The sequence below is a fragment of the Streptomyces sp. NPDC046712 genome, assembly GCF_040645695.1.
Taxonomy (GTDB): Bacteria; Actinomycetota; Actinomycetes; order Streptomycetales; family Streptomycetaceae; genus Streptomyces.
The window spans coordinates 94,256-113,562 of sequence record NZ_JBEYYW010000004.1; the positions used below are offsets into that span (position 1 = coordinate 94,256).

Sequence of the window (19,307 nt, forward strand, 5' to 3'; positions counted from 1 at the left end):
GAGACGTGATGCGGGATTCGCCGACTCGGCCGGACGGGCGGCGCGTTGTCACGACCGGTTGGCCGCGTCGGGCGGGAGCAGGGGTTTGCGCTCCACCGGGGACGACAGGACGATCGAGGTGGTCGTCCGGCCGAGCGCCGAGGTCTGTTCCAGGATCTCCTCGAGGTGGATGGTGTCGGTGACGGCGACCTTGAGGATCCAGCAGTCCTCGCCCACCACGTGGTGGACCTCGCGGATCTCGGGCCGGGCGGTGAGCTCCAGGGTCCGCGGGTGCTTGAGGGTGTAGCCGCCGTGCGGGTCGACCCGGATGAAGGCCTGGATGCCGTAGCCGAGCCGGGCCGCGGAGACATGGGCTCCGTATCCGGTGATCGCCCCGCACGCCTCCAGGCGCCGCACCCGCTCGGTGACGGCCGCGGGGCTCAGCCGGACGCGCCGGCCGAGTTCGCTGAGCTTGATCCGGCCGTCGGTCTGGACGAGTTCCAGAATCTGCCGGTCGATGGGGTCGAAGGCGCCCACCGAGGTTTCGTCGGCGGCGGCGCGCAGATGCCGTGGTTCCTTCGGTGCGGCGGCCTGGACTCCCATGTTTCCCCCTTCAGACGGCGAGCGCCCAACGTAACACTTGTCGTATGGACATTCTGATCATCGGCGGGAACCGCTATTTCGGAAAGCGGTTGACGTCCCGTCTGCTGGAATCCGGTCATGCCGTGACGATTCTCAACCGGGGTTCTTCCGGCGTTCCGGAGGGTGTTGACCACCTGATCGCCGACCGGAACGACGAGGCGGCTCTGGAATCCGCTCTCGGCGACCGGACTTTCGACGTCGTCGTCGACCAGGTCTGTTACACCCCGCGCCAGGCGGCCGTCGCCCGGCGGGTGTTCGGGCCGCGTACGGCGCGTTATGTGATGACGTCGACGGTGGAGGTGTACGAGTACGAGGACTCGGCCGCCCCGGTACGGGAGGAGGCGGTCGACCCGCGCACGGTCGCCGTCGACCCGGACCTTCCCTGGGAGGACCCGGAGTTCCTCGAGGAGCACTACGGCGAGGGAAAGCGGCAGGCCGAGGCGGTCTTCGCGGCCGAGCCGCCGTTCCCGTACACGGCGGTGCGGGTCGCCCATGTGCTGGGCGGCGAGGACGACTTCACCGGGCGGATCGACCACTACGCGCGCCGCATCCGGGCGGGCGAGCCGATCGCCGTCCCGGCGGTGAACCACCCGGCCACCTATGTGTATGTCGAGGAGATAGCGGAATTCCTCGCATGGGCGGTGGAGGCCGAATTCACCGGACCCGTCAACGCCCATTCCCATGGTCCGCTCACCACCGCGGAGATCTGCGCGGAGATCGAGCGGCAGGTGGGTGGCAGGACCGTCTTCCAGGAGGTGGAGGTCGGCGAGGTCTCGCCCTTCTCCTTCGCCCGCTCGTACGGAATGGACAACTCCCGTGCCACGGCTCTCGGATTCTCCTTCGGGAATTCCGCGCAGTGGCTGGCGCCCGCCCTCGCGGAGACGCTGGGGGCGCGCCGATGACGCGGTACCGGATGCTCGGGGACGTACGGGTCGGCGCGATCGGTCTCGGCGCCATGCCGCTGTCGATCGAGGGCCGCCCGGACGAGGCCCGCGCCCTCGCCACCGTCCACGCGGCGCTCGACGCGGGTGTGACCCTGCTCGACACGGCGGACTCGTACCACCCGCCGGCCGGCGAGCCGGGCGAGGGCGAACTGCTGGTGGCGCGGGCACTGGCCGCGTACGGGGGCCGGAGCCGTACGGACGGCGTGCTGGTGGCGACGAAGGGCGGGCGCGGGCGGACGGCGGACGGGGGATGGACGGTCGACGGACGGCCGGAGCATCTGCGGCGGGCGGCCGAGGCCTCGCGCGCGCGGCTGGGTGTCGAGGCGATCGGCCTGTACCAGCTGCACAAGCCGGACCCGGCCGTGCCGTACGCCGAATCGCTGGGCGCGATACGGGAGTTGCTGGACGCGGGGACGATCCGGCTGGCCGGGATCTCCAATGTGGACGTGGCGCAGATCCGGCTCGCGCGGGAGATCCTGGGCGAGCGACTGGTCTCCGTGCAGAACCGGTACTCCCCCGCCGTACGGACCGCCGAGGCGGAGCTGCGGCTCTGCGCGGAACTCGGCCTCGCCTTCATGCCGTGGAGTCCGCTGGGCGGGATCTCGCGCAGCTCGCTGGACGGGGCGTCGCAGCTCCAGGAGGCGGACCCGGAGTTCGGGGGGTTCCACCGGGTGGCACGGGCGCGCGGGGTCAGCCCGCAGCGGGTGGCCCTCGCCTGGCTGCTCTCACGCTCGGAGACGGTGCTGCCGATCCCGGGGGCGAGCCGGCCGGAGACGGCGCGGGACTCGGCGGCGGCAGCCGAACTCGTGCTGAATACACAGGAGTTGGCCGAACTGGACGTTCGGTAGTCGAAGGCACCGAACCCATTGACGGGTTCGGTGTCTCCAACTACAAAAGCCTCCTGAGAGCGCTCTCACGCTCTCGTCCCCCACCGGAGGTGTTCTCCTTGAGCCGCGTCCGACGCACCCCCCTGCTCGCCTCACTCCTCGCCGCCGCCCTCGCCGCGGGCGCCCTCCTCGGCCTGGGCGGCGCCGGCACCGCCAGTGGCGCCGTGCCCCCGGCGCCCGGCTGGTCGCTCCAGTGGAGCGACGACTTCGACGGCCCCGACCGCGCCCTGCCGAACGGCGCCGACTGGCAGATCGACACCGGCCACGGCTATCCGGGCGGCCCCGCCAACTGGGGCACCGGAGAGATCCAGAACTACACCTCGAGCCCCGACAACCTGCGGCTCGACGGCACCGGCAACCTGCGGATCACCCCGCTCAAGGACGGTGCGGGCAACTGGACGTCGGCCCGGATCGAGACCAAACGCGCCGACTTCAAGGCCCCGGCGGGCGGGACCCTGCGCATCGAGGGCCGGATCCAGATGCCGAACGTGACCGGTGACGCCGCCCTCGGCTACTGGCCCGCCTTCTGGGCGCTCGGTGCGCCGTACCGGGGCAACTACTGGAACTGGCCCGCCATCGGCGAGTTCGACATCATGGAGAACGTCAACGGCCTCAACTCGGTCTGGGGCGTGCTGCACTGCGGGGTGAACCCGGGCGGGCCCTGCGGGGAGACCACCGGTATCGGCGCCAGCCGAACCTGCCCCGGCGCGAGCTGCCAGTCGGCCTTCCACACGTACCGCTTCGAGTGGGACCGCTCGGTCTCCCCCAACGAGCTGCGCTGGTACGTGGACGACCAGCTCTTCCACAGCGTGAACGAGACCCGGGTCGGCGCGCAGGCCTGGGCCGACATGACCAGCCACGCGGGCTACTTCATCCTGCTGAACGTGGCGATGGGCGGGGCCTTCCCGGACGCGCTGGCCGGGAAGACGCCGACGGCGGCGACCGTGTCCGGGCGGCCGATGCTCGTCGACTACGTGGCGGTGTGGACGAAGGGCGGATCGGGCACCACCCCGCCCACGACGCCCCCGACCACTCCGCCGCCCTCGGGCTCCTCGCAGCTGTACCTGCGGACGGGCTCGGGCGCAGGGGACGCGCAGTCCGCCTCCACGGTGACGCTGGCCTCGGCGGGCGGCGCCAACCACGACGGCGCCCCCGCCAACCCGCAGGTCTTCACCTCGGGTCCGGTCACGCGCACGTACAACGGCGGCTCGACGCAGTTCGACCTCTTCGTGGACGCCGGGTCGGTGGTCGCCAACGGGCAGCAGGTACGGGTGAGTTACGACCGTACGGGAGACGGGAGCTGGGAGCGCGTGGAGACGTACCAGTACTTCGCGACCGATCCCGTGCCGGGGTACGAGCACTACACCCAGGCGAGCGGTCTGAAGTCGGCGACCGGCAGCCACGGGAATCTGGTGAACGGACGCGTCCGGATCGAGGTGTGGAACGCGATCGGGAACGGGCCGAGCACGGTCGGCGTCGGGAACCAGTCGGTGGTCAGGATTCCGTTCTCCTGATCCCCGGGGTACCGACAGGACGACCCCGGCCGCGACATGCGCGGCCGGGGTCGTCCCTCCTTCCCCGAGGCCCGGATCCGGCTCAAGGCCCGGGACACGGGATTCCTCAGACGCCCGCGCGCGCCTTCTCCTCGCCCTCCTCGGCGGCGTCGGCCCGCTGGTCCGGGAGGGACGAGTCCGTGACCGCCGGGGCGTGGTCGTCGACCAGGGTCTTCTCGTCGAAGGGGACACGGCCGGCCAGGACCTCGGAGACCCGGGCCTTGTCGATCTCCTTGGTCCAGGTGCCGACCAGGACGGTCGCGACCGCGTTTCCGGCGAAGTTGGTCAGGGCGCGGGCCTCGCTCATGAAGCGGTCGATGCCGACGATCAGACCGACGCCGTCGACCAGCTCCGGCCGGTGCGACTGGAGACCGCCGGCGAGGGTCGCGAGGCCGGCGCCGGTCACGCCCGCCGCACCCTTCGAGGCGATGATCATGAAGACGAGGAGGCTGATCTGCTCGGCGAGCGAGAGCGGGTTGCCCATCGCCTCGGCGACGAAGAGCGAGGCCATCGTCAGATAGATCGCCGTGCCGTCCAGGTTGAACGAGTAGCCGGTGGGCACGGTGATGCCGACGACGGGCTTGCTGACACCCAGGTGCTCCATCTTCGCGATGAGCCGCGGCAGCGCCGACTCGGAGGACGAGGTGGAGAGGATCAGCAGGAACTCGCGGCCCAGGTACTTCAGCAGCACCAGGATGTTGACCCCGGCGACCAGCCGCAGCAGGGCGCCGAGCACCACGAAGACGAAGAGCGCACAGGTGACGTAGAAGCCGATCATGATGACCGCGAGCGACTTCAGCGCGTCGATGCCGGTCGCGCCGACGACCGCCGCGATGGCACCGAAGGCGCCGATCGGGGCCGCCCACATAATCATGCCGAGGATGCGGAAGACCAGCCGCTGGATGTGCCCGATGCCGCGCAGGACCGGCTCACCGGCCTTGCCCATCGCCTGGAGCGCGAAGCCCGCGAGGAGGGCGACGAGCAGGGTCTGCAGCACCTCGCCCTCGGTGAAGGCGGAGACCAGCGTCTTGGGGATGATCCCGAGCAGGAAGTCCACCGTGGACTCGCTCGCCCCGTCGGCCTGCTTGGCGCCGGCCTCGGCGACCTCCTTCGTGAGGTGCAGGCTGGAGCCGGGGTCGAGGATGTTGCCGACGAGCAGGCCGATGGCGAGGGCGACGGTCGACATCACGAGGAAGTACCCGAGCGCGAGCCCGCCGACGGCACCGACCTTCGCGGCCTTGCGGACCGAGCCGACGCCGAGAACGATCGTGCAGAAGATGATCGGCGAGATCATCATCTTGATCAGGTTCACGAAGCCGGTGCCCAGCGGCTTGAGTTCGACGGCGACGCCCGGGGCCACGAAGCCGACCGTGATGCCGAGCAGTACGGCGGCGATGACTGCCAGATACAGGTAATGGGTACGGTCCCGCTGTGCGGCCACGGGGTCCTCCTCGAGCTGATGAATGTCCACGTCCCGGTGGATCCCAGCGAATATCCATCAGCCTGTGACCGAGGTCACCCTTACGTTCGTTTCGTTCACGACCGAACCGTCGGCGGAGAACGATTCGGGAACGGGATTCCCCGGCGCAAATCCGGCCAGGCACACTTACCGGCATGCGCATACCGTTCCCCCGGCCCCGAAGTCTGGCCGGGCAGCTCTTCGCGATGCAGGTCGTGCTGGTGGCCGCGATCGTGGCCGGGTGCGCCGTCTTCGCCTACGTCACGGACCGCGCCCAGGCCGAGGAGACCGCGCGCCGCCAGGCCACCGCGACCGCGACGGCCGTCGCCGGGTCCCCCTCGGTGGTGGAGGCCGCCGGGTCCACGGACCCGACGGCCCGGCTCCAGCCGTACGCGGAGGAGGTGCGGCACCGGACCGGCGTCGCCTTCGTGGTGATCATGGCCCCGGACGGCACGCGCTGGACCCATCCGGAGCTGGAGCAGATCGGGCGTACGTATCTCGGCCACATCGAGCAGGCCGTCCAGGGGCGGACCTTCTCCGAGACGCACCTGGGCGTGCTGGGGCCCTCGGTCCGTACGATCGCCCCGGTGCGCGCCGCCGACGGCAGGGTCGTCGCCCTGGTCAGCGCGGGGATCACGATCGAGAAGATCAGCGAGCAGGTACGGGAGCAGGTGACGGCCCTCCTCGGAATGGCGGGCGCGGCGCTGGCGCTCGGCGGTGTCGGCACGTACGTGATCAACGCCCGGCTGCGCCGGCACACGCACGGCATGAACGCGGCCGAACTGAGCCGGATGCACGACTACCACGAGGCCGCGCTGCACGCCGTGAGCGAGGGCCTCGTGATGCTGGACGGGCAGCGGCGCATCGCGCTCATCAATGACGGGGCGCGGGAGCTGCTCGGTCTGGACGCGGAGGTGGTCGGCAGGTCGGCGGCGGATCTGGGGCTGCCCGTCTCGCTCACCAGCGCGCTGCTCGCCTCCGAGCCCCGGGTGGACGAACTCCACCTGACGGCCGAGCGGGTGCTCGTGGTCAACACCAGGCCGGTGGTGGGCGGGGAGCGCCGGGGCACGGTCGTCACCCTCCGGGACCGTACCGAACTCCAGGCGCTTTCCGGTGAGTTGACCTCCGAGCGGGGGTTCACGCAGGCGCTCCGCTCACAGGCCCACGAGGCGGCGAACCGCCTGCACACGGTCGTCTCGCTGATCGAGCTGGGCCGGGTGGACGAGGCCGTCGGCTTCGCGACGGCCGAACTGGAGCTTGCGCAGGCGCTCACCGACCGGGTGGTCGACGCGGTCGGTGAACCGGTCCTGGCGGCCCTGCTCCTCGGCAAGGCGGCGCAGGCCAACGAGTCGGGGGTGGAGCTGGTCCTGACCGAGGACAGCCGCATCGACGACGGCCTGCTGCCGCCGGCGCTCCCGTCCCGGGACCTCGTCACGATCCTCGGCAATCTGATCGACAACGCGGTCGAGGCGGCGAGCGGTACACCGCACGCGCGGGTCACGGTCACGGCCCGCACCCACGACGGGGAACTCCTCCTCCGGGTCGCCGACACCGGCCCCGGGATCGACGCGGGCGACCGGGACGCCGCCTTCGAGCGCGGCTGGTCCACCCGCGGCCCGGGCCGCGGTCTCGGCCTCGCCCTGGTCCGGCAGGCGACGAGCCGCGCCGCCGGCACGGTGACCCTGACCCGCTCCGCTGAGGGCGGCGCCGAGTTCACCGTACGGCTGCCGTTGACGGCGGAGCCGGGGCGGGAGCCCGCCGCCGGGACGAGAGACGCGGAGGTTCCCGTATGAGCCAGGACATCCGCGTGCTGGTCGTCGAGGACGACCCCGTCGCCGCCGACGCGCACGCGCTCTACGCCGGGCGGGTGCCCGGGTTCACCGTCGTCGGGGTCGCGCACTCGCGGGCCGCCGCCGTGCGCGTTCTCGACCGCATGCCCATCGACCTGATCCTGCTCGACCTGTACCTGCCCGACGGCCACGGACTGCAGCTGCTGCGGTCGCTGCGCGCGGGCGGGCACTCCGCCGACGTCATCGCCGTCACCTCCGCCCGGGATCTCGCGATCGTGCGCGAAGGGGTGTCCCTCGGGGTCGTCCAGTACGTCCTGAAGCCGTTCACCTTCGCGACGCTGCGGGACCGGCTCACCCGGTACGCCGAGTTCCGTGCCAGCGCCGGGGAGGCGTCCGGTCAGGACGAGGTGGACCGGGCCCTGGCCACCCTGCGCACCCCGCAGCCCGCCTCGCTCCCCAAGGGGCTGAGTGCTCCCACCCTGGAGGCCGTCACCCGTACCCTCCGGGACACGCCGGCCGGCCTGACCGCGGCGGAGGCCGGAGCCGCCGTCGGGATCTCCCGGATCACCGCGCGCCGCTATCTGGAACACCTGGTCACGGACGGGCGGGCCGCGCGGGCTCCGCAGTACGGGCAGATAGGCCGGCCGGAGCTCCAGTACCGGTGGATCACGACGATCGGCCGCTGACCTCGGCGAGCGGCCACGACAGCGCGGCCGGCAAGGCCCCGGCAATCAACGCGTGCGCGGGGCCTTGTCGGCCGACGACATGTACGACAGGGTGGCCTGACCAGGGATCGGACGCGCTCTCCGGACGGCGGGGCGTACCGCGACGACCGCTCATCGGACACATGTCACCGGTCACCGAACCCATGGGTGATCATTACGGATTGCTACCGACCGGTTCCGACGTTTCTACGACTTCTGGCCTTGGCTGAACGCACCGTAGCCATTGGTCACGTTCCGCATCTACCGTGTCGACGTGCAAGCCTCCCCTCCCTCACCTCCCTTCAATGCCCTCGCCGCGCGCCGATTGCGCGAAGGTCTCGGCATGGCACCCGGCCATGTCGCCTACGGCCTCCGCGCGCAGTACGGCCTCGACATCACCCCCGACACCGTCGTCGCCTGGGAACGCGGCCGGCTCGCCCCCACCTCCCATGAACTCACCGCCCTCGCCGGCGTCCTCTGGTGCGCCCCCGGCGAGCTGATCGCCGCCGCCACCACCCTCCGCGAGCACCGGATGGCCCGCGGCCTCGCCCCCGAAGACCTGGCGCGGCGGCTTGGCCTCGACGCGCCCGGCTATCTGCGGATGGAGGAGTCGGGCCGCTGGCGCGGCAACGAACGCCAGACCGCCGCCCTCGCCGAGACCCTCGGCCTCGGGCCGCGCGAGCTGCTCACGGTGACCGGCCGGGACGAGGACCTCGCCCAGCTGCTCCGGGACGCGGCCACGACACGCTGGCAGGCGTACGTACGTCCCGCCGTGAAACTGCTGCCCATGCCCAAGCGGACCCTGGAGTACGCGCTCCAGCGGCTGCACACGGAGTACCACGCGAAGATGGTCGCGACGAGCAGCTGGGGCGCCTCGGGCGACAGCGGGGAGTCCGGCCGCGAGTACCTCGACGCGATCGTCCAGCACTTCTGGGAGGCGGTCGGCGCGTAGAGACGGCGGCGGGAATCGGCTTCGCGTCGATACGCTGCGCGCCATGGACATGATCAACACATACGCGGAGCTGGACGACGCGGGCGTTGCGGTGGCCGCGGTGAGCTCCGGCGCGGATGTCGTGCGCACCCTGTACGGACAGCGGCTCGCCCGTATCGACAAGGGGGCCGGGGACTTCGCCACCGCCGCCGACGTGGAGGCCGAGCGGGCGATCCTCGAGGTCCTTCGTGCCGCTCGGCCCGACGACGCGGTGCTCGGCGAGGAGGGCGGGCAGCAGGGGGCGGACGGTGCGGCGCGCCAGTGGTTGGTGGATCCGCTGTGCGGCACGCTGAACTACGCCGTCGGCAACATGCTGGTGGCCGTCAACGTGGCACTGCGCAACGGGGCGGCGGCGGTGGCCGACCCGTTCGGCGGCGAGGTGTTCTTCACCGACGGCGAGGCCGCCTGGGCACGCAACGACGGCCTGGTCGAGCGGCTCGCGCCCACGCCCGCCACCCGGCTGGTGGACGTCAACCTGGATCCGCCGTTTCCCGGCGCACCCGGATTCCGGGCGGTGGACCTGCTGGCCCACCCCGCATTCGTCGAGAGCTTCCGGCCGCGGGTCGTGTCCACGACGCTGGCCCTGGCCTGGGTCGCGGCGGGCAAGCGCGCCGCCTACGTCACCGATGGCGGCGATCTGTCGGGGAGCGTGCACTTCGCGGCCGGCATCGCTCTGTGCCGGGCTGCCGGCTGCGTCGTGACCGGCATCGACGGGGCCCCGATCGGACCGGCCGGCCGCGGACTCGTGGCGGCCGCCGATGCCGAGACCCACGAGCAGCTGATGTCGATCATCCGAGGCTGACCGCGCCGCGAGCCCGGCCATGATCCACCGGACAGGCCCGCGACACCCCCTAGCGGCGGTCGAAGCTGAAGAGCTGACCCTGCGCGTCCGTGCGGCAGGGCGCCTGGGCCAGCTTCGCCCACTCCGCCGCGCGGTCGCCGACCACGGTCACACAGGAGCCGGCCGTCGCCGAGCCTGCGGGGACGATGCGGTAGCCCGTGACGGGGCTGCCGAAGGGCTCCAGGCGAAACCTTTCGACACGGGACGGGTCGCCGCACTCCGAGTCCTCGAACGCGGCGTCGGGGACGCGGCCGCCGGAGGGGATGCCCGAGCAGCCGGGGCCGTAGTACGGGTGGTCGGAGACGATCCACCAGTGGCCGTCTCCGAGATCCTTGAGCGAGTAGCGGGGGACGTCGGCGCCCTCGCACTCCCTCTGGTGGATCTGGCCGCTGCGTCCGCCCCGCCGTTCGTTCAGGCAGAGGTCCGAGCCGACCACCCGGATGTGTACGTCCCCGGCGGCGGGCGCGACCGGGGCGTCCGGCACCGTCCCGCCGTCGTCCCGGACGAGGGCGACGACCACGCTGATCCCGGCGAGGACGAGTCCGGTGACGGCGACGAGCGTGACGAGAGTCCGGCGTATGCGGGACCGGGGGCTGGGGCGCGGCGGCTCGGAGCCGGGCTCGGGTTCGGCCTCGGCTTCGGATTCCGGCGCCGCCGTCCACGCGACGGCCGTACTCGTTCCCGTACCCGTACCCCCCGCGTACGCGCCCCGTGCCGCCAGCTCCTTGCGGACCGTCTGCCAGTTCTCCAGCTCCCCGGCGTCCACCCCACAGGCGCGGACGAAGGCGATCAGCAGCTCCTCGCGGGGGACGGTGGAGCGCGCGAGCATGTTCGCCACGGTCGAGCGGGGCAGGACCTCGCCGAGTGCGTCGGCGCGGGCCGACAGCTCGCGGTAGGTCAGCCCGGACCAGTCCTTGAGCGCCTGGAGCTGCGCGATGAACGAGGCGGCGTCGGTGGCCTCTCGCGGGTCGGGCGCGCTGTGCCCGCCGGCGTACCCCTCGGTCATACGTGCTCCCCACCCCTCCCCCGGACAGGGTTGGGACATGTCCGGGACAGGCCCAAGCCTTGTTGATCGAACGGTTCGGCTCAAGAGTGGAAATCGGCAATTCCGGCCGCAGCCGGAATCGCCACGGGAGAAACACGGGAAAGTCCGGCGAAGCCCGGCGCCCACGGGGGAGCACGAAGGGCCCCGATCGTCCACGGGGGGACGATCGGGGCCCTTCGGAAGCCGGGGCCTCTGCGGGACGGATGTCTGCGGTCGGGACGGCTTCGGGGCCTCTTCGGGACCGAGGTCCCGGCGGGCGGGTCAGAAGACCGACTCGGCCTCGGACATCCGGTTGCCCGGCACGGTCTTCAGCTGCGTGACGGCCTCGGCCAGCGGCACCATGTGGATGTCGGTGCCGCGCAGAGCGGTCATCTTCCCGAACTCGCCCCGGTGCGCGGCCTCCACGGCGTGCCAGCCGAAGCGGGTCGCGAGCACCCGGTCGTACGCCGTCGGCGTGCCGCCGCGCTGGACGTGTCCCAGAATGACGGGCCGCGCCTCCTTGCCGAGGCGGCGCTCCAGCTCGACCGCGAGCCGGTTGCCGATGCCCTGGAAACGCTCGTGGCCGTACTGGTCGATCTCGCCCTTCTTGTAGTCCATCGAGCCCTCGGCGGGGTGCGCACCCTCGGCGACGCAGATGACTGCGAACTTCTTGCCGCGCGCGAAGCGCTCCTCGACCATCTTGACCAGGTCGTCGACCTGGAAGGGACGCTCGGGCAGGCAGATGCCGTGGGCGCCGCCGGCCATGCCGGACTCAAGGGCGATCCAGCCGGCGTGCCTGCCCATCACCTCGACGACCATCACGCGCTGGTGGGACTCGGCGGTGGTCTTGAGACGGTCTATGGCCTCCGTCGCCACACCCACGGCGGTGTCGAAGCCGAAGGTGCGGTCGGTGGAGGAGATGTCGTTGTCGATCGTCTTCGGTACGCCCACCACGGGCATCCCGGCGTCGGCGAGCATCCGGGCGGCGGTCAGGGTGCCCTCGCCGCCGATCGGGATGAGCACGTCGATGCCGTGCTGCTTCGCCAACTCCTGGGCGGATTCGGCGGCTTCGGCCAGCCGGTTGCGCTCCAGGCGGGCGGAGCCGAGGATGGTGCCGCCGCGGGCGAGGATGCCGCTGACCGCGTTGAGGTCGAGCGGGCGGTAGTGGCCGTCGAGGAGACCCTTGAACCCGTCCTCGAAACCGATGACTTCGTCGTTGTGGCCGGTCAGGGCCCGGTGCACGACCGACCGGATCACTGCGTTCAGGCCAGGACAGTCGCCGCCTGCGGTGAGAACTCCGATGCGCATCGTGCCGTGTCTCCTGCTCGGTAGCGGTACATGTGAGCTCTGTCGATTCTCACACGCCCGGCATGGCGTCCGCGCTCCGACTACTCCGCGTGCCCGGCCCCGCGGGGCCTTTCGGCCCTTGTTCCAGGCCCTTCGTCCAGCCTGCGCCCTAACCACCCCCAGAGGTATTGTCAAGAGGGCATTGCCACCCTTGCGGGGTTTTTTGAACACACTCGGTTGACGAGACCGGGCGGACAGGACTGGACAGGAGACCACGGCGTGACGCGCAGCGTGTACGTGACCGGGATCGACCGCGGAGACGGCCGGCAGGTCGTCGAGCTGGGAGTCATGGAGCTCCTGACCCGCCAGGTGGACCGGGTGGGGGTGTTCCGGCCGCTCGTGCACCACCGCCCCGACCGCCTCTTCGATCTGCTGCGGGCCCGCTACCGGCTCACCCAGGACCCGTCGACCGTCTACGGCATGGACTACCAGGAGGCCTCCGCGCTCCTGGCCGAGCGGGGCACCGACGAGCTGGTCTCCCGGCTCGTCGACCGCTTCCACACCGTGGCCCGCGACTACGAGGTCGTCCTCGTCCTCGGTACGGACTTCGCGGCCACCCAGCTCCCCGACGAACTGGCGCTCAACGCGCGCCTCGCCAACGAGTTCGGCGCCTCGGTCATACCCGTCGTCGGCGGCAAGGGCCAGCCCGCGGAGTCGGTGCGGGCGGAGGCACGCAACGCCTTCCGGGCGTACGAAGGGCTCGGCTGCGACGTCCTCGCGATGGTTGTCAACCGGGTGGCCGGCGACGACCGGGCGGCCATCGCCGAACGGCTCGCGGCCCGGCTGCCCGTGCCCTGTTACGTCCTTCCCGACGAGCCCGCGCTGGCCGCGCCCACGGTCGCGCAGATCACCCACCACCTGGGCGCCGAGGTGGTGCTCGGGGACAGCGCGGGCCTGGCCAGGGACGCCCTGAACTTCGTCTTCGGCGGCGCCATGCTGCCGAACTTCCTCAACGCGCTGACCCCGGGCTGTCTGGTGGTCACCCCCGGCGACCGTGCCGACCTCGTCGTGGGCGCGCTCGCGGCCCACTCGGCGGGAACGCCGCCCATCGCCGGTGTCCTGCTCACCCTGAACGAGCGGCCCAGCGAGGAGATCCTGACCCTGGCCGCCCGTCTCGCGCCCGGCACCCCGGTCATCTCGGTCCCCGGTACCAGCTTCCCCACCGCCGCCGAACTCTTCACCCTCGAAGGGAAGTTGAGTGCGGCCACTCCCCGCAAGGCGGAGACGGCGCTCGGCCTCTTCGAGCGGCACGTGGACACCGCCGATCTGCTGAAGCGGATCTCGGTCGCGCGCAGCGGCCGGGTCACGCCGATGATGTTCGAGCACGACCTCCTCGAGCAGGCACGCTCCGACCGCCGCCGCGTGGTCCTGCCCGAGGGCACCGAGGAGCGGGTGCTGCGCGCCGCCGACGTGCTGCTGCGCCGGGACGTGTGCGACCTGACGCTGCTGGGCGACGTCGAGATCATCCGAAAGAAGGCCGCGGACCTGGGCATCGCGCTCGGGGACACGCAGCTGATCGACCCGCAGACCTCGGAGCTGCGCCAGGAGTTCGCCGAGCTCTACGCGGGGCTGCGCGCCCACAAGGGCGTGTCGGTGGAGCTCGCTCTCGACGTCGTGGCGGACGTCAACTACTTCGGCACCCTCATGGTCGAGCAGGGCCTGGCCGACGGCATGGTCTCCGGCTCGGTGCACTCCACCGCCGCGACGATCCGGCCCGCCTTCGAGATCATCAAGACCAAGCCGGACGCCTCGATCGTCTCCTCCGTCTTCTTCATGTGCCTGGCCGACAAGGTCCTGGTGTACGGCGACTGCGCGGTCAACCCGGACCCGAACGCCGAGCAGCTCGCGGACATCGCCGTCCAGTCGGCGGCCACCGCGGCCCGATTCGGTGTCGAGCCGCGGATCGCGATGCTCTCGTACTCCACCGGCACCTCGGGCTCCGGAGCGGACGTCGACAAGGTCCGCGAGGCGACCAAGCGGGTACGGGAGTCCAACCCGCGGCTGCGGATCGAGGGGCCCATCCAGTACGACGCGGCGGTGGAGCCGTCCGTCGCCGCGACCAAGCTGCCGGATTCGGAGGTGGCCGGGCAGGCGACCGTGCTGATCTTCCCGGACCTCAACACCGGCAACAACACCTACAAGGCCGTGCAGCGTTCGGCCGGCGCCGTGGCCGTCGGCCCGGTGCTGCAGGGTCTGCGCAAGCCGGTGAACGACCTCTCGCGCGGCGCGCTCGTCAGCGACATCGTCAACACGGTCGCCATCACGGCGATCCAGTCCCAGGTCCCGTCCCAGGGTCAGGAGCCCACCGCATGACCACCTCCACCCCCACGCGGGTTCTCGTCCTCAACTCCGGCTCCTCGTCGGTGAAGTACCAGCTCCTCGACATGAAGGAGCACTCCCGGCTGGCGGTCGGTCTGGTGGAGCGGATCGGCGAGGAGACCTCGCGTCTGGTCCACACCCCGCTGCGGGGCGTGGGAGGCGAGAAGCGCGAGCGGAACAGCCCCGTGGCCGATCACGCGGCCGCGCTGAAGGCCGTGGCCGAGGAGCTGGCGGCGGACGGGCTCGGCCTCGACTCCCCCGAACTGGCCGCGATCGGCCACCGGGTGGTGCACGGCGGGCTGCGGTTCTCCGAACCGACCGTGATCGACGACGAGGTGCTGGCCGAGATCGAGCGGCTCGTCCCCGTCGCGCCGCTGCACAACCCGGCGAACCTCACCGGCATCCGTACGGCGATGGCGCTGCGCCCCGACCTTCCGCAGGTCGCGGTCTTCGACACCGCCTTCCACACCACGATGCCGGAGTCCGCGGCCCGGTACGCGATCGACGTGGAGACCGCGGACGCGCACCGCATCCGCCGGTACGGCTTCCACGGCACCTCGCACGCCTATGTGTCGCGCGAGACGGCGAAGCTGCTCGGCAAGGCACCGGAGGAGGTGAACGTGATCGTGCTGCACCTGGGCAACGGGGCCTCCGCCTCCGCCGTCCGCGGCGGGCGGTGCGTGGACACCTCGATGGGGCTCACCCCGCTGGAGGGGCTGGTCATGGGCACCCGCTCGGGCGACATCGACCCGGCGGTCACCTTCCACCTCAAGCGGGTCGCCGGGATGTCCACGGACGAGATCGATGTGCTGCTCAACAAGAGGTCGGGGCTCGTCGGGCTCTGCGGCGACAACGACATGCGGGAGATCCGCCGTCGGATCGACGAGGGCGACGAGCGGGCCGCCCTCGCCTTCGACATCTACATCCACCGGCTGAAGAAGTACATCGGGGCGTACTACGCGGTACTCGGGAGGGTGGACGCGGTGGCGTTCACGGCGGGTGTCGGCGAGAACGCGGCTCCGGTGCGGGAAGCTGCGATCGCCGGTCTGGAGGAGCTGGGCCTGACGGTGGACGCCGACCTCAACGCCGTACGGTCCGACGAGGCACGGATCATCTCGCCGGATGACGCACGGGTGGCGGTCGCGGTGGTGCCGACGGACGAGGAGCTGGAGATCGCCCGCCAGACCTTCGCCCTGGTCGAAACCGCGCACGGAGAAGTGAACGCCTGAGCGCCCCCGCGCCCATTTGTACTTTCCACCAGACGGAATATTCCGCAGTGAAACAAACCGATAGGATCCGCCTCATGCGCCGTTCCAAAATCGTCTGCACGCTGGGCCCCGCCGTCGACTCGTATGAGCAGCTGAAGGCTCTCATCGAGGCCGGAATGAACGTGGCCCGATTCAACATGAGCCACGGAACCCAGGCAGAGCACCAGGAGCGGTACGACCGTCTCCGCAGGGCGGTGGCGGACACCGGCCGCGCCGTCGGCGTGCTCGCCGACCTCCAGGGCCCCAAGATCCGTCTGGAGACCTTCGCGGAGGGTCCCGTCGAGCTGGTCCGCGGTGACGAGTTCACCATCACCACCGACGACGTCCCCGGTGACAAGTCCATCTGCGGCACCACGTACAAGGGCCTGCCCGGCGATGTCTCCAAGGGCGACCAGGTCCTGATCAACGACGGCAACGTCGAGCTGCGGGTCGTCGAGGTCGAGGGCCCGCGCGTCAAGACCGTGGTCATCGAGGGCGGTGTCATCTCCGACCACAAGGGCATCAACCTGCCCGGCGCCGCGGTCAACGTCCCGGCCCTGTCCGAGAAGGACGTCGAGGACCTCCGCTTCGCGCTCCGGATGGGCTGCGACATGGTCGCCCTGTCCTTCGTCCGCAACGCCGACGACGTCAAGGACGTCCACAAGGTGATGGACGAGGAGGGCCGCCGGGTCCCCGTCATCGCCAAGGTGGAGAAGCCGCAGGCCGTCGAGAACATGGCGGACGTCGTCGCCGCCTTCGACGCCGTCATGGTGGCCCGTGGCGACCTCGCGGTGGAGTACCCGCTGGAGAAGGTCCCGATGGTGCAGAAGCGCCTCGTGGAGATGTGCCGCCGCAACGCCAAGCCGGTCATCGTCGCCACCCAGATGATGGAGTCGATGATCACCAACTCGCGCCCCACGCGCGCCGAGGCCTCCGACGTGGCCAACGCGATCCTGGACGGCGCGGACGCGGTCATGCTGTCGGCGGAGTCCTCCGTCGGCGCGTACCCGATCGAGACCGTGAAGACGATGTCGAAGATCGTCGCCGCGGCCGAGGAGGAGCTGCTCTCCAAGGGCCTGCAGCCGCTCGTGCCCGGCAAGAAGCCGCGTACGCAGGGCGGTTCGGTCGCCCGCGCGGCCTGCGAGATCGCGGACTTCCTGAACGGCAAGGCGCTGATCGCCTTCACCCAGTCCGGCGACACCGCGCGCCGCCTCTCGCGCTACCGCACGATCCAGCCGATCCTGGCCTTCACCACGGACGAGAGCACCCGCAACCAGCTCACGCTGAGCTGGGGCGTGGAGTCCTTCCTCGTGCCGTTCGTGGAGACCACGGACGCGATGGTCGACATCGTCGACGCGGAGCTGCTGAAGCTCCAGCGCTACAACGAGGGCGACACCATGGTCATCACGGCCGGCTCGCCCCCCGGCGTCCCCGGCACCACGAACATGGTCCGGGTGCACCACCTGGGCGGCGGGCAGCCCGCCTGACGCTCCCCCGCCCCCGGCATGACGAGGGCCCCCGTCCGGATCGGACGGGGGCCCTCGTCATGTGCGGCTCCCTGACGGGTTCGTGACGGCTTGCCGATCAGCTGGGCTCGATCGTGTTGCGCAGGCCGGGGACGGTGAGCGTGCCGCCGAACTGGCCGGCCTGGATGACCTCGACATCGGTGAAGATCGCGAACGGTACGTCGAGCGGCGGCGGGGTCTCCGGGCTGAAGGTGACCGGGATGAGCCCGAAGAGGTTGCCCTTCAGGCGCTCCGTGTACATGGTCACCGTGCCGTTGGTCATGGTCGACGTCGAGCCCTTGTCGGACCGGACGTGCCCGGTGAAGCCGTCGGAGTGGACGGTGCGCTGGTGCAGGTCCTTGATGTCCACGCCGTCCTTCGCGGTGAACTTCAGGACCTTCTTGATCTTCCCGCTGCCGGTCTTCACCTCGACGATGCCGTGGTACTTGAGGCCCTTCAGCGTGAGCTTCGTGCTGTTCAGGATCCACGGCTCGTCCGGGAGCAGCGGGATGCCCTGCTCCAGCTCCGCCGCCGCCAGCGCCTCCGGGTCGGCCTCGGGGCACGGGAAGCGCGGCTTGGCGCCCTCGGGTATGTCCTCGTCCTTCTTGGCGTCGAGGCCCTTGGCGTCCTCCGGCAGCTCCTCGACCTTGGCGCCGACCTTGTCGGCGGCGTCCTCGATGGCTTCCTTGGTCGTGTCGACCGGGGAGTCGGCCTTGTTCGCCGTGTCCGTCTTCGGAGCCGTCGCGGCCGGCTTCTCGCTCGCCGTGGCGGTCGGCGCCGGCGTGGTCGACGGCGTGGTCGTCGGCGTGCTCGTGGGCGTCGCGTCGGGCCCGTCGAACAGGTCCTTGATCTTGTCGCCGACGCCCAGCGGGTCGAGCGGGTTGACGCTCTTCGTCGCGGTGGGCGTCGGGGCCGGTTCCGGGGCCTGCTGCGTGGTGGCGCGCTGCTCCGTGCCGGCCGTCGCCGACGGGCTGGCCGTCGGCTCGGGCGACTCCTGCTCCTCGGTCGCCTCCGGCTTCGGCGAGGTGGTCGCGCTCGCGCTGGCCGTAGGCTTCGGGCTCTCGGTCGCGGCGGGCTTCGTCGACTCCTCGGTCACCGGCTCGTCCGAGCGGGTCACGCACGGACCGGGCGCGAAGGGAATGTCCTTCTCGTCGGCGAGGGCGAGCTTGGGCGCCATGCCCATACCCATCAGGACGGCGGTCGGCATGGCCGCCAGGGCCATCGCCTTGCCCGCCGGTCCCTGGATCTTGTTCAGCAGAGACTTGCGCGGAGCCGCGTGCCGCGGACCCCTGCCTGCCAGAGTGGCGCCGTCCCCAGCCGTCGCCGACTGCGGCGACTGTGTTTCGTCACCCCGCACTGTTCCTCCCGCCGTTGGCGTCGATCGTCGTTTCGGTCGCCTGCGCACCGGGACCCGCCTGCGGGTCCGGCTCCTCACCGGCGCGCTGCTCCGGGACCGGCAACGGCTCGACGGCGTCGACGCCTTCGTCGCCTTCCGGGCCCAGCGGCGGACCGTCGTACTTGTGCTCGCCCGCAGCGGCCGCGGCCTGCTCCGTCGCCTGCTCCGCGGACTCGTCAGCCGGCACACCGGGGGCCCAGGAGACGGAGAGCCCGCCACCGACGAGGGCGAAAAGGAACCCGATGAAGAAGCCACCGAGGTTGGAGACCGGGATGGAGACGAGCGCCAGCACGATCGCCGCGACGCCCGCGAACACCCGGACGATGGGCTGGAACCACATCGTCAGTCCGAGCGTCACCAGCAGCACGCCGATGATCAGCGCTCCGGCGCCGCCCGTCGTCGCCATGGCGATCGTCATGTTGCCGAGTCGCAGGTCGGCGTACGGGAAGTAGGCGATCGGTACGCCGCCGATCATGGTGAACAGGCCGCCCCAGAAGGGTCGGCTGCCCCGCCAGTCGTGGAAGCGGCGCTCGTTCGGGACTCCGCGGGAAGCAGTGGACTCGGCGCTCATGGAAAAACAGCTCCCTGGAAGCGGTGTTGCTGAGAAGTAGAGAAAGTGGCGCTATGGCCGGGAACGGGCGGGGCCGTACGGAACGAATCGACGACCCTCGCCCGCCGG

General features: G+C 71.1%; 16 protein-coding genes. 10 read left to right on the forward strand and 6 right to left on the reverse strand.

Annotated elements, in window-relative coordinates; genetic code table 11:
- Nucleotides 1–48: 48 nt before the first annotated feature.
- Nucleotides 49–582, reverse strand: a complete 534-nt coding sequence (locus ABZ939_RS06980; RefSeq protein ID WP_361850145.1) for an Lrp/AsnC family transcriptional regulator — start codon at nt 580–582, stop codon at nt 49–51.
- Between the two features lie 44 nt (nt 583–626).
- Here ABZ939_RS06980 and ABZ939_RS06985 point away from each other — a divergent pair, with 44 nt between their 5' ends.
- From ABZ939_RS06985 to ABZ939_RS06995, 3 genes are all read left to right on the forward strand, one after another.
- Nucleotides 627–1,523, forward strand: coding sequence for an NAD-dependent epimerase/dehydratase family protein (locus ABZ939_RS06985; RefSeq protein ID WP_361850147.1), 897 nt, complete (start codon nt 627–629; stop codon nt 1,521–1,523).
- Entirely contained in the window at nt 1,520–2,413 is an 894-nt protein-coding gene (locus tag ABZ939_RS06990; RefSeq protein WP_361850149.1) for an aldo/keto reductase, read from the forward strand. Before ABZ939_RS06985 ends, ABZ939_RS06990 begins: the two co-directional genes overlap by 4 nt.
- A gap of 98 nt (nt 2,414–2,511) precedes the next feature.
- The gene (locus tag ABZ939_RS06995; protein ID WP_361850151.1) at nt 2,512–3,966 is read left to right on the forward strand and encodes a glycoside hydrolase family 16 protein; all 1,455 of its coding nucleotides are present in this window, start codon (nt 2,512–2,514) and stop codon (nt 3,964–3,966) included.
- Between the two features lie 106 nt (nt 3,967–4,072).
- On the opposite strand, the gene ABZ939_RS07000 is transcribed toward ABZ939_RS06995, so the two are convergent.
- Nucleotides 4,073–5,446: a cation:dicarboxylase symporter family transporter gene (locus ABZ939_RS07000; RefSeq protein ID WP_361850153.1), complete on the reverse strand. Its 1,374-nt coding sequence runs from the start codon at nt 5,444–5,446 to the stop codon at nt 4,073–4,075.
- A gap of 173 nt (nt 5,447–5,619) precedes the next feature.
- On the opposite strand from ABZ939_RS07000, the gene ABZ939_RS07005 reads away from it, so the two are divergent.
- The 4 genes from ABZ939_RS07005 to ABZ939_RS07020 all read left to right on the forward strand — a co-directional run bounded on the left by ABZ939_RS07005 (nt 5,620) and on the right by ABZ939_RS07020 (nt 9,751).
- The gene (locus tag ABZ939_RS07005; protein WP_361850155.1) at nt 5,620–7,257 is read left to right on the forward strand and encodes a sensor histidine kinase; all 1,638 of its coding nucleotides are present in this window, start codon (nt 5,620–5,622) and stop codon (nt 7,255–7,257) included.
- A complete protein-coding gene (locus ABZ939_RS07010) occupies nt 7,254–7,940 on the forward strand; it encodes a response regulator (protein ID WP_361850157.1) in 687 nt (228 codons plus the stop codon). The genes ABZ939_RS07005 and ABZ939_RS07010 overlap by 4 nt, the downstream gene beginning before the upstream one ends.
- Nucleotides 7,941–8,301: 361 nt before the next feature.
- Nucleotides 8,302–8,910: a helix-turn-helix transcriptional regulator gene (locus ABZ939_RS07015; RefSeq protein ID WP_361850159.1), complete on the forward strand. Its 609-nt coding sequence runs from the start codon at nt 8,302–8,304 to the stop codon at nt 8,908–8,910.
- Between the two features lie 49 nt (nt 8,911–8,959).
- On the forward strand, nt 8,960–9,751 hold the full coding sequence (locus ABZ939_RS07020) for an inositol monophosphatase family protein (RefSeq protein ID WP_361850704.1): 792 nt from the start codon (nt 8,960–8,962) through the stop codon (nt 9,749–9,751).
- A 49-nt stretch (nt 9,752–9,800) separates the two neighbouring features.
- Here the strand turns inward: ABZ939_RS07020 and ABZ939_RS07025 are convergent, their stop codons facing one another.
- A complete protein-coding gene (locus ABZ939_RS07025) occupies nt 9,801–10,796 on the reverse strand; it encodes a helix-turn-helix domain-containing protein (protein ID WP_361850161.1) in 996 nt (331 codons plus the stop codon).
- 300 nt (nt 10,797–11,096) lie between these two features.
- Nucleotides 11,097–12,122, reverse strand: coding sequence for an ATP-dependent 6-phosphofructokinase (locus tag ABZ939_RS07030; protein WP_361850163.1), 1,026 nt, complete (start codon nt 12,120–12,122; stop codon nt 11,097–11,099).
- Between the two features lie 258 nt (nt 12,123–12,380).
- On the opposite strand from ABZ939_RS07030, the gene pta reads away from it, so the two are divergent.
- The 3 genes from pta to pyk all read left to right on the forward strand — a co-directional run bounded on the left by pta (nt 12,381) and on the right by pyk (nt 17,214).
- The gene (pta, locus tag ABZ939_RS07035) at nt 12,381–14,474 is read left to right on the forward strand and encodes a phosphate acetyltransferase (RefSeq protein WP_361850165.1); all 2,094 of its coding nucleotides are present in this window, start codon (nt 12,381–12,383) and stop codon (nt 14,472–14,474) included.
- Nucleotides 14,471–15,709: an acetate kinase gene (locus ABZ939_RS07040; protein ID WP_361850167.1), complete on the forward strand. Its 1,239-nt coding sequence runs from the start codon at nt 14,471–14,473 to the stop codon at nt 15,707–15,709. Before pta ends, ABZ939_RS07040 begins: the two co-directional genes overlap by 4 nt.
- A 74-nt stretch (nt 15,710–15,783) precedes the next feature.
- On the forward strand, nt 15,784–17,214 hold the full coding sequence (gene pyk / locus ABZ939_RS07045) for a pyruvate kinase (protein WP_361850169.1): 1,431 nt from the start codon (nt 15,784–15,786) through the stop codon (nt 17,212–17,214).
- 97 nt (nt 17,215–17,311) lie between these two features.
- On the opposite strand, the gene ABZ939_RS07050 is transcribed toward pyk, so the two are convergent.
- Both ABZ939_RS07050 and ABZ939_RS07055 read right to left on the reverse strand, forming a co-directional pair.
- Nucleotides 17,312–18,589, reverse strand: a complete 1,278-nt coding sequence (locus ABZ939_RS07050) for a hypothetical protein (protein ID WP_361850171.1) — start codon at nt 18,587–18,589, stop codon at nt 17,312–17,314.
- Nucleotides 18,579–19,199, reverse strand: a complete 621-nt coding sequence (locus ABZ939_RS07055) for a DUF6114 domain-containing protein (RefSeq protein ID WP_361850173.1) — start codon at nt 19,197–19,199, stop codon at nt 18,579–18,581. Before ABZ939_RS07055 ends, ABZ939_RS07050 begins: the two co-directional genes overlap by 11 nt.
- Nucleotides 19,200–19,307 lie beyond the last annotated feature (108 nt).